Origin of the sequence: Nocardia sichangensis (genome assembly GCF_047200615.1) — a bacterium.
Taxonomy (GTDB): domain Bacteria; phylum Actinomycetota; class Actinomycetes; order Mycobacteriales; family Mycobacteriaceae; genus Nocardia; species Nocardia sichangensis.
Genome location: NZ_JBJZOK010000041.1, coordinates 43,186 through 53,070, shown reverse-complemented (window position 1 = coordinate 53,070; position 9,885 = coordinate 43,186). Strand labels below are relative to the sequence as shown.

8 protein-coding genes are annotated in these 9,885 nt (G+C 67.1%); 6 read left to right on the top strand and 2 right to left on the bottom strand.

Translation table 11 applies throughout. The features are described from left to right. Positions 1-186: 186 nt before the first annotated feature. Positions 187-1,026, bottom strand: coding sequence for an HAD family hydrolase (locus tag ACL03I_RS35585; RefSeq protein ID WP_355073162.1), 840 nt, complete (start codon positions 1,024-1,026; stop codon positions 187-189). 155 nt (positions 1,027-1,181) lie between these two features. Between ACL03I_RS35585 and ACL03I_RS35580 the strand changes: the two genes are divergently transcribed. From ACL03I_RS35580 to ACL03I_RS35555, 6 genes are read left to right on the top strand one after another with little or no spacing between them, the layout of a single operon-like run. Beyond that, positions 1,182-2,159 (top strand): ABC transporter permease, encoded by a 978-nt coding sequence (locus ACL03I_RS35580; protein ID WP_355073164.1) that lies wholly within the window; start codon positions 1,182-1,184, stop codon positions 2,157-2,159. Beyond that, the gene (locus ACL03I_RS35575; protein ID WP_355073166.1) at positions 2,156-3,076 is read left to right on the top strand and encodes an ABC transporter permease; all 921 of its coding nucleotides are present in this window, start codon (positions 2,156-2,158) and stop codon (positions 3,074-3,076) included. The genes ACL03I_RS35580 and ACL03I_RS35575 overlap by 4 nt, the downstream gene beginning before the upstream one ends. Then, positions 3,073-4,923 carry an ABC transporter ATP-binding protein gene (locus ACL03I_RS35570; protein WP_355073168.1) on the top strand — a complete coding sequence of 617 codons (1,851 nt, stop codon included), beginning with the start codon at positions 3,073-3,075 and terminating at the stop codon, positions 4,921-4,923. Before ACL03I_RS35575 ends, ACL03I_RS35570 begins: the two co-directional genes overlap by 4 nt. Positions 4,924-4,936: 13 nt before the next feature. Next, positions 4,937-6,637, top strand: coding sequence for an ABC transporter family substrate-binding protein (locus ACL03I_RS35565; protein ID WP_412808156.1), 1,701 nt, complete (start codon positions 4,937-4,939; stop codon positions 6,635-6,637). Between the two features lie 32 nt (positions 6,638-6,669). Then, the gene (locus tag ACL03I_RS35560; RefSeq protein ID WP_397076996.1) at positions 6,670-8,349 is read left to right on the top strand and encodes an ABC transporter family substrate-binding protein; all 1,680 of its coding nucleotides are present in this window, start codon (positions 6,670-6,672) and stop codon (positions 8,347-8,349) included. Next, on the top strand, positions 8,346-9,008 hold the full coding sequence (locus tag ACL03I_RS35555; RefSeq protein ID WP_412808155.1) for a hypothetical protein: 663 nt from the start codon (positions 8,346-8,348) through the stop codon (positions 9,006-9,008). Before ACL03I_RS35560 ends, ACL03I_RS35555 begins: the two co-directional genes overlap by 4 nt. A 207-nt stretch (positions 9,009-9,215) precedes the next feature. Here ACL03I_RS35555 and ACL03I_RS35550 read toward each other — a convergent pair whose 3' ends face one another. Beyond that, a complete protein-coding gene (locus ACL03I_RS35550; protein WP_412808154.1) occupies positions 9,216-9,734 on the bottom strand; it encodes a GNAT family N-acetyltransferase in 519 nt (172 codons plus the stop codon). Between the last annotated feature and the right edge of the window lie 151 nt (positions 9,735-9,885).

Here is a 9,885-nt window from a genome sequence, read left to right as displayed (position 1 = left end):
CGCCCCCCCCCACCAAACCCCCTTATTCCCGAGCACCGCTTGCCCGGCCTGCCGGCTTGGGGGCCCGGGCGGGGGCGCGCCGGCCGGCGGGTTAGGCGACGAAGGAGCAAGCGGCGGTCGCGCGGACGCGAGCCATAAGGGGCCGCGAACACCCAGCGCCGCAGGCGCTGGAAAAACAAACACAGCTCACACCCACCAGCGCTCGAGGACGCGCGCGACTCCGTCGTCGGTGTTCGATTCGGCGATCTCGTCGGCCGCGGCGAGGGCTTCGGGGTGGGCGTTGCGCATCGCGACACCGTGGCCGGCCATGGTCAGCATGGGGACATCGTTGGGCATGTCGCCGAACGCGACGATGGTCGATTCGTCCACACCGAGCCGCTGGGCGACCACCGCCAGCCCCGCGGCCTTGGTGATGCCGGGCGCGGACAGTTCGATGAGCCCGTGCTCGGTCGAGTAGGTGATGTCGGCGCGTTCGCCGATCAGCGGCGCGAGCACCGTGCGCATGTCCGAGCTGCGCGCACCCGGCAGCCGGATCAGCATCTTGATGGCGGGCGCGTCGATGACCTCCTCCCGGGCGACCGAGGTGTCGTCGGGATTGAGCCAGGCGTGCTCGTACTGGGGCGAGCTGACGAACTGGGGCGTCACCGCGTCGTGCGCGCTCTCGCCGACGCGTTCGGCCGCGAGGCCGCAGCCCGGCAAGGCACGTTCGGCGACGTCGGCGAGCCAGGCGAGCGTCGGCACGTCCAACGTCATGCTGACCAGCACCCGGTCGGCGGCGCTGTCGTAGATCACCGCGCCGTTGCCGCACACGCACAGCGGCGCGTACCCGAGCCCCTGCACCACCGGGTCGATCCAACGTGGTGGACGGCCCGTGGCCAGCACGAACGGCACACCGTCGGCGATCAGGGCGCCCACCGCCGCCTTCGTCCGCGCGGTCACCCGCTCGTCGTGATCGATGAGCGTGCCGTCCACATCGGTGGCGACCATCTTCGGTTTGGGGAGGTGCAGGGGCGTCACCCATTCCATCCTGCCGGACAACCTCCGGCCCGCGCCCGGCCACCGTGCTCGGCTGTGCCCCGGACATGCCCGGATGTCGTGTGGCACGCGCGCCGCGAACCACGTCCTTATGATCGGGGGCTAATACCGACGCTGGCCCGTCCAGCCGAAAGACCAGAGGACTGATGACCGGCTTCCTGCTACGACGCGCGCTCAACTATGTCGTGCTGTTGCTGCTGGCTTCGTTCCTGACGTTCAGTTTGGCGTCCCTGACGTTCCGGCCGCTGGACAGTCTCGAACAACGCAATCCGCGCCCGCCACAGGCAGTGATCGACGCCAAGGCCGAGGAGCTGCACCTCAACGACCCGATCCCGGAGCGCTACATCACCTGGCTGAAGGGCATTCCGCACGGTGACTTCGGCACGACGCTGGCCGGTCAACCGGTCAGCGAGGAGTTGCCGCGGCGGGTCGCGGTGAGTCTGCGGCTGCTGATCGTCGGCTCCCTGGTCGGCACGGTGCTCGGCGTGCTGATCGGCGCGGCGGGGGCGATCCGGCAGTACAAGTTCAGCGACTACTTCACCACCGTGGTGTCGCTACTGATCTTGAGCACGCCGGTGTTCCTGCTCGCGACGCTGCTGAAATACGGTGCGCTGGAAGTAAACTCGCTCACCGGATCGCAGATCTTCCTCTACACCGGCGAGACGTCGGCGAACAAGATCGAAGGATTCGGGCCGCAACTGCTCGACCGCATCCAGCACCTGATCCTGCCCACCACCGCGCTGGCCCTCGGTGCGATGGCGGGCTACAGCCGCTACCAGCGCAACGCGATGCTCGACGTGCTGCAGAGCGATTTCATCCGCACCGCCCGCGCCAAGGGGCTCACCCGAAGCAAGGCGCTGTACAAGCACGGCCTGCGCACGGCGCTGATCCCGATGGCCACGCTGTTCGCCTACAGTCTCGGCGCCCTGATCACCGGCGCGACGTTCACCGAGAAGATCTTCGGCTGGCACGGCGTCGGCGAGTGGCTGGTCGACTCGATCAACGCCCAGGATCTGTACGTCGTGGTGACGGTCACCGCGTTCGCCGGCCTGGTCGTGCTGGTGTCGGGTCTGCTGTCCGACATCGTGTACGCGATTCTCGATCCAAGGGTGCGTGTGGGATGACCGAAGCCGAGATCATCGTCCAAGGCGCGCCCGAGGTCGCCGCGACCGGGCGGCGCAAGCTGGTCCTGCGGCGCTTCCTGCGCAACAAACCCGCCGTCGCGGGCGGCATCGTCCTCATCACGCTGTTCGTCGTCAGTTTCGCGCTGCCGCCCTTCCTGCCCTACGACTACCAGCAGCTGGACTACACCGCCCTGCTCAAACCGCCGAGCCCGGAACATCCGTTCGGCACCACCCAGATCGGTCAGGACGTCCTCGCGCAGACCCTGCGCGGACTACAGAAATCCCTGGTCATCGGCCTGTGCGTGGCGCTGTTGTCCACCACGATCGCCGCCACCGCCGGTTCACTGGCCGGACTGCTCGGCGGCTGGACCGACCGGGCGATCATGTGGCTGGTCGACCTGCTGCTGGTGGTCCCGAGCTTCATCATCATCGCGCTGTTCGCGCCGCGCACCAAGGGCAGCGGTTCCATCCTGCTGCTGATCCTCCTGCTGTCCTGCTTCGGCTGGATGATCTCGGCGCGGATCGTGCGCGGCCTGACGCTGAGCCTGCGTGATCGCGAATTCGTCCGGGCCGCGCGGTACATGGGCGCGCCCACCCGCACGGTGATCCTCAGCCACGTCATCCCGAACATCGCCTCGATTTTGATCATCGACACCACCCTCACCGTCGGCTCGGCGATCATGGCCGAAACGGGGCTGAGCTTCCTCGGTTTCGGCGTGCAGCCGCCGGACGTGTCGCTCGGCTCGCTGATCGCCGCGGGGACCAAATCAGCGTTGACTTATCCCTGGCTGTTCCTGTTCGCAGGTGGTCTGCTGATCATCACCGTGCTGTGCGCCAACCTCGTCGGTGACGGACTGCGCGACGCGTTCGATCCCGGCGCGAAGCGGGCTCGGTCGAAGAAGAAGGCGAAGGCATGACGACGACGACCTCCACCGCGCCACTGCTGGAGATCACCGATCTGCGGGTGTCCTTCCCCAGCGAGGAGGGCCGCATCGACGCGGTACGCGGCGTCGACTACACGGTCTCCGACGGCGAGGTGCTCGCCATCGTCGGTGAATCCGGTTCGGGCAAGTCGGTGTCCTCGCTGGCGGTGATGGGGTTGCTGCCGGAGCAGGCGCGGATCACCGGTTCCATCCGGTTCCGCGGACGCGAATTGCTCGGGCTGGGCGACCGCGAACTGTCCAAGCTGCGCGGCAGTTCCATCAGCATGGTGTTCCAGGACCCGCTCTCGGCGCTCACGCCGGTCTACCGGGTGGGCGATCAGATCGCCGAAGCCCTGCTGGCGCACGGCAAGGCGAGCAGAGGCGATGCCGCGAAGCGCGCGGTGGAGCTGCTCGACCTGGTCGGTATCCCGGACCCGGAAGTGCGGGCCAAGGCGTTTCCGCACGAGTTCTCCGGTGGCCAGCGCCAGCGCGTCGTCATCGCGATGGCGATCGCGAACGATCCGGCGCTGATCATCTGCGACGAGCCGACCACCGCGCTGGACGTGACAGTGCAGAAGCAGATCCTCAATCTGCTGCGCAAAGCGCGCGACATCACCGGCGCGGGCGTCATCATGATCACCCACGACATGGGCATCGCCGCGACCCTGGCCGATCGGGTCGCCGTCATGTACGCGGGCAAGATCGTCGAAACCGCCACCGCGAGCGAGCTGTTCAACGCGCCGCGGATGCCGTACACCGTTGGTCTGCTCGGCTCGATCCCGCGCATGGACGGTCCGCCGCGGCGACCGCTGATCCCGATCGTCGGCGCCCCGCCCGCCATGCACGCGCTGCCGCCGGGCTGCTCGTTCGCACCGCGCTGCCCGGTGTCGATCGGCGAATGCCGGGCGGCGGAACCGCCGCTGGAGGCAGTCGAACCGGGTCATACCGCCGCCTGCATCCGCACCGCCGAGGTCGGCACCGACGAGCTGTTCGACGCCTATCGGCGCGAGATCGCCGAGCCGGAGGCCGAAGCGCAGGTGGAGTCGGACGTCGTTTTGCGGGTTTCGGACCTGGTGAAGGTCTTCCCGATCACCTCCGGTGTGGTGCTGCGCCGCCGCAAGGGGGAGATCAGGGCGGTCGACGGCATCAGCTTCGAGGTCCGCGGCGGGCGCACCTTGGCGCTGGTCGGTGAGTCCGGCTCCGGCAAATCGACCACGCTCACCCAGATCCTCGATCTGGTCCCGCCGCAATCGGGCGCCATCGAGATCATGGGCAACGACGTCGGATCCCTGAGCAAGGCGCGCAAACGGGAGATCCGCCGCAAGATGCAGATCGTCTTCCAGGACCCCACCGCCTCCCTCGACCCCCGCCTGCCGATCTTCGACGCCCTCGCCGAGCCGTTGCGCATCGACGGGCGGCCGCGCGCCGAGATCGCCCGCCGGGTACCGGAACTGCTCGAAAAGGTGGGTCTGCGCCCGGAACACTCCGACCGTTACCCCGGCGACTTCTCCGGCGGCCAGAAACAGCGCATCAGCATCGCCCGCGCACTCGCGCTGGACCCGGAGCTGCTGGTGCTGGACGAACCGGTCTCCTCGCTGGACGTCTCGATCCAGGCGGGTGTGCTGAACCTGCTACGCGATCTGCAGACCGAGCGCGGCCTCTCCTATCTGTTCGTCTCACACGATCTGTCCGTGGTGCGGAACCTGGCCCACGACATCGCGGTCATGTATCGCGGGAAGATCGTGGAGTACGGCCCGGCGGAGCAGATTTTCGCCGCCCCGCAACACGAGTACACGCGGGCGCTGATCGACGCGGTGCCGGTGCCGGCAGTCAGCAGATAGGTAGGAGGGCGCGATGCGGATCCGATCCATCCGGGGCTGTGGTCGCCCGCGCTCGACGCGCTGGGCGATTCCCGTCGTCGCGCTCGGACTCGTGGTCGCCGGGTGCGGCGCAGACGGCGCCGAGTCGGCGACCGGCCTGTCCGACGAGCTCGGCACGACCAGCGACATCAATCCGAAAAGCCCCGACGAGCTGCGCGAAGGTGGAAATCTCCGCCTGGCCACCACCACGTTCCCAGCGAACTGGAACACGCTGTCCAACGACGGGAACGACGGCGAGATCGCGGACATCGAGCGGCCGCTGATGCCGCGCGCGTTCACCACCGACGCTGCGGGCCGACTCACGGTCAACACCGACTACTTCACCGACGTCCAGCTCACCGGCACCGATCCACAGCAGGTCACCTACACCATCAACCCGAAGGCGGTGTGGTCCGACGACGTCCCGATCACCTGGGAGGACATCCGTTCCCAGGCGAACGCGCTCAGCGGCGCGGATAAGCGCTTTCTGATCGCCATCACCAGCGGGTTCGACCGAGTCGAGAAGGTCGAGCGCGGCGTCGACGACCGGCAAGCCGTCGTCACGTTCAAGCAGCACTACGCGGAATGGCGTGGCCAGTTCGCCGGGAACATGGCGCTGTTCCCCAAGTCGGTGACCGCCGATCCGGAGGCGTTCAACCACAGACTGGTCGACCATATGGGTCCGACGGCAGGCCCATTCGTGATCGAGTCCACCGACCGCGGCCAAGGCCGCATCGTCTTGGCACGCAACCCGAAATGGTGGGGCGATCGGCCGAAGCTGGACACCATCACCTACAGCGTGCTCGACCGAGCCGCGTGGGTCGGCGCCCTGCAGAACAACGAACTCGACGCGGTGCGGCTGAGCACTATCGACGACGTCAAGACCGTCCGCAACACCTCGGGTATGGTTGTGCGCCGGGCACCGGGTAATCGCTGGCGCCACATCACGTTCAACGGTGCCCCCGGCTCCATCCTCGCCGATCCGAAACTGCGCATGGCCATCTCGAAGGCCATCGACCGCCAGGGCATCGCCACCGCCACCCAGAACGGTCTGGTGGAGCACCCTCAGCCGTTGAACAATCACATCTTCCTGCAAGGACAGGAGGGTTACCGCGACAACAGCCTCGGCTACGACGCCGCGGCCGCGGCGAAGGAACTCGACGACCTGGGCTGGAGACTCAACGGTGACGTGCGGGAGAAGGACGGGCGCAAGTTGGTCGTCCGCGACGTCATGTACAACGACCCCACGTGGGTACAGATCGCCCAGATCATTCAACAAAACCTGGCCGCCGTCGGTGTCGGGCTGGTGATCGATACCAAGCCGGGCGCGGGGTACTTCACCGAGGTCATCCAGCCCGGAGATTTCGATGCCGCGCAATTCGTATTCTCCGGCGACGCGTTCCCGCTCAGCAGCATGCCGCAGATCTACGCTTTTCACCCCGACGATCTGCAGGGCAACTACGGTCGCATCGGAGCTCCGGAACTGAACGCCTTGATCGATCGCGCCCTCTCCGAGCTGGACCCGGCGAAGGCCATCGAGCTGGCCAACCAGGTCGACCGCGCGGTCTTCGAAGAGGGCCATTCCCTGCCGCTGACCCAGTCCGAGGGTAATTTCGGCGTCCGCGGCGACATCGCCAACTACGGGTCTCCCGGGCTTGCGTCGTACGACTACACCAAGATCGGTTTCCTGAAGTAGACACGCAGCAGCGCTGCGGGAAGGAGCGAACCATGCGGATTCGTTCACTGACGACACGACTGGCGATAGCCGCCGTCGCGATCGGGTTGGTGGCCTCCGGGTGTAGCTCGGACGACGAGGGCGCGCCCGCAGGCTCGGCTGCCGAACTCGGCACCACCAACGACATCAACCCGCACGATGTCAGCGAGCTGCGCGAAGGCGGCAACCTCCGGCTGGCGATTTCGACGTTGCCCGCCAATTGGAACGCCTTGTCCAACGATGGCAACGACGCCGAGACCGGCGCCATCGAACGGCCGATGCTTCCGCGCGCGTTCCGCACCAACGCGGCGGGCGAGCTCTCGGTCAACACCGACTACTTCACCGACGTACAGCTCACCAAGACCGATCCGCAGCAGGTCACCTACACCATCAATCCCAAGGCGGTGTGGTCCGACGGCACCCCGATCACCTGGGAGGACATCCAGTCCCAGGCGAACGCGCTCAGCGGCGCCGACAAGTCGTTCCTGATCGCCAACAACAGTGGGTTCGACCGGGTCGAGAAGGTCGAGCGCGGCGTCGACGACCGGCAGGCGATCATTACGTTCAAGCAGCACTACGCCGAATGGCGCGGGCAGTTCGCGGGCAATACATTCCTGTTCCCGAAGTCCGTCACGGCCACTCCCGCGGCGTTCAACAAGGGTTTGGTCGACGGCATCACGCTGACCGCGGGGCCGTTCCTCGTGCAGTCCACCGATAGGGCACAGGGACGTATCGTGCTCGGCCGCAACCCCAAGTGGTGGGGTGACACACCCAAACTCGACACGATCACCTTCAGCGTGCTCGACTCCTCCGCGCAGCTGCCCGCGTTGCAGAACAACGAGATCGACGCGGTGGGCCTCGGCACCCGCGACGAGCTGCGCACGGCGCGAAACACGCCGGGTATCGCCATCCGGCGCGCACCGGGCAACAGCTGGAACCACTTCACCTTCAACGGCGCCCCCGGCTCCATCCTCGCGGATCCGAAACTGCGCGTTGCGATCTCGAAGGCCATCGACCGGCAGGGCATCGTCACCGCCATCCAGAACGGCCTGGTGGAGCACCCGAAGCCGCTGAACAACCACGTGTACATCCAGGGCCAGGCGGGTTACCAGGACAACAGCCTCGGCTTCGATCCCGCCGCCGCGGCGAAGGAACTCGACGACCTGGGCTGGAAGCTCAACGGCGATGTCCGGGAAAAGGACGGCCGCAAACTCGAGATCCGCGACGTCATGTACCAGGAGGACACCTGGGTGCAGATAGCGCAGATCATCCAGCAGAACCTGGCGTCGATCGGGGTCAAGCTGAACATCGAAACCAAGCCGGGCAAGGGCTTTTTCACCGAGGTGATCCAGCCGGGCAACTTCGACGTGGCCCAGTGGACCTGGGTGGGTGACCCGTTCCCGCTCGGCAGCATCAACCAGATCTACGGATACAACCCGAACGATCTGCAGGGCAACTACGGTCGCATCGGATCACCGGAACTGAACGCGCTGATCGAGCAGACGGTATCCGAACTCGACCCGAACAAGGCCAGGGAACTGGCGAACCAGGTCGACCGCAAGGTGTTCGAGGAAGGTCACTCGCTGCCCCTGATGCAGTCCGCGGGCAATCTCGCGGTGCGCGCCGACTTGGCCAACTATGGCGCACCCGGCCTGGCGTCCTACGACTACACGAAAGTCGGCTTCTTGAAGTGAGTTCCGGACCGGGCCATCCGCTGGCCTATCCGATCACCGTGACGATCGGCGCCCTCGCGGTCTGTGCCGCTTGGGCGCCGTTCGGCACTCTGGATCAGGTGGCGGCGATCGCTGCCGTCGCGCTCGGCGTCTGCGGGTACACCGGATATCGGCTCGCCCTCGCATTCGGCATACTCCGATTCCGTCGTCCGTCCACCGCGCCGACCGTTCGGGTTGCCCGCATCCGTCAGCAGCATCGCTTGGTCGGCCGGTCGTGGTTGGAGGTGGGCGGCACAGGTCGCCCGCGGTGGGTTCCGGTGTACTTCGATCCTGCGCTGGTCAACCTCACCGAAACCGAAGGGGAACTCACCGACCGCACGATTCACGTCGCGGGACGACGCCTCTACCCGTCCGGCCGCATGCGCGACGTCGAACCGCCCGGCCGTCTCATCGACAACCCCAGCCGCCCCGACCCCGGCGCACCCGCCCACGTCGCGAAGGCCACCCGCCTGCGGCGCCGCCTCCTGCTCGACTCCCAATCCACTGTCGCCGCCCCCATCGCCGCCCTCCTGTGGGTCTACCTCGACGGTGGCGGCTTCTCGGTCTTTCTGGCCGCCACCACAATTGCCGCCGCCTGCACGATCTGGCTCTCCGCCGTGCAGGGCTCCGACCCCACCTGACCGCCCGACCACGAGCACCGCAGCGCCGATTGTTCGCATTCGTAGGAGTGCACGTGAGGCCGTCCGTCTGTGCGACCGCACGCCCGCGTCGCGAGAGTGAGGTTGTGCATGGCGCGCATCGACGATCACCGATAGACCACCGTGCTCGAGACCGGCGGTGGGACGAATCCTGCGACGCCCACCGCCGGTACGATCAGGCCGACAGTACTAGTCGATGCCGAACGGCGCGGCGTAGCGAACCGTGCCGCGCGGTGGCGAGTGCGCCGGGTCCAGCGTCAGCGCCATCAACGCCTCATCCGGCACCTCGATACTCAGGCCGATGCCGTACTCGGACGCCCGGCCGAAGCCGAAGCGCGGGTAGTACATCGGATGACCGAGCACGATGACGAAAAGCTCGTTCATCTGCGCGGCAGCCGCGAGCCCGGCTCGGATCGCGGCGGAACCGGCGCCGGTTTTCTGGTAGCCGGGCAACACCGCGCACGGGCCCAGGCACAGCGCGGGCGTGGTGTCCACGTGGCAGCGAGTCAGCAGCGCGAAGCCGACCGGCGTGCCGTCCGGCAGCGTGCTGACGATCGACAGGCCGTCGATCCATGCCGGGTCGTCGCGCAGTGCGTCGACCAGCTCGGCCTCCTCGGCTCGCTCGAAGGCCGCGACGTTGATCTCGTGGATCGCGGGGATATCAGCGTCGGTTTCGGCGCGCACGCGCCAATCGATGGTGGAACTCAACTCGGATTCTCCGTGTTCATGATGGCCGGGCCCGGTCGCGGACACAGCACCACCGTCACAGGAGCCCAAGGGCTCGGCACAAACGCCGGACGAAAAGGATCAGACCGGGACCCGGGACGAATGGACAGTCCGGGCGTCGTGCGTGACGGCG

Excerpts from the sequence above, each read along its gene's own strand:
- ACL03I_RS35585 (WP_355073162.1), bottom strand. The coding sequence starts at position 1,026 with ATGGAATGGGTGACGCCCCTGCACCTCCCCAAACCGAAGATGGTCGCC.
- ACL03I_RS35560 (WP_397076996.1), top strand. The coding sequence starts at position 6,670 with ATGCGGATTCGTTCACTGACGACACGACTGGCGATAGCCGCCGTCGCG.
- ACL03I_RS35575 (WP_355073166.1), top strand. The coding sequence starts at position 2,156 with ATGACCGAAGCCGAGATCATCGTCCAAGGCGCGCCCGAGGTCGCCGCG.
- ACL03I_RS35565 (WP_412808156.1), top strand. The coding sequence starts at position 4,937 with ATGCGGATCCGATCCATCCGGGGCTGTGGTCGCCCGCGCTCGACGCGC.
- ACL03I_RS35580 (WP_355073164.1), top strand. The coding sequence starts at position 1,182 with ATGACCGGCTTCCTGCTACGACGCGCGCTCAACTATGTCGTGCTGTTG.
- ACL03I_RS35570 (WP_355073168.1), top strand. The coding sequence starts at position 3,073 with ATGACGACGACGACCTCCACCGCGCCACTGCTGGAGATCACCGATCTG.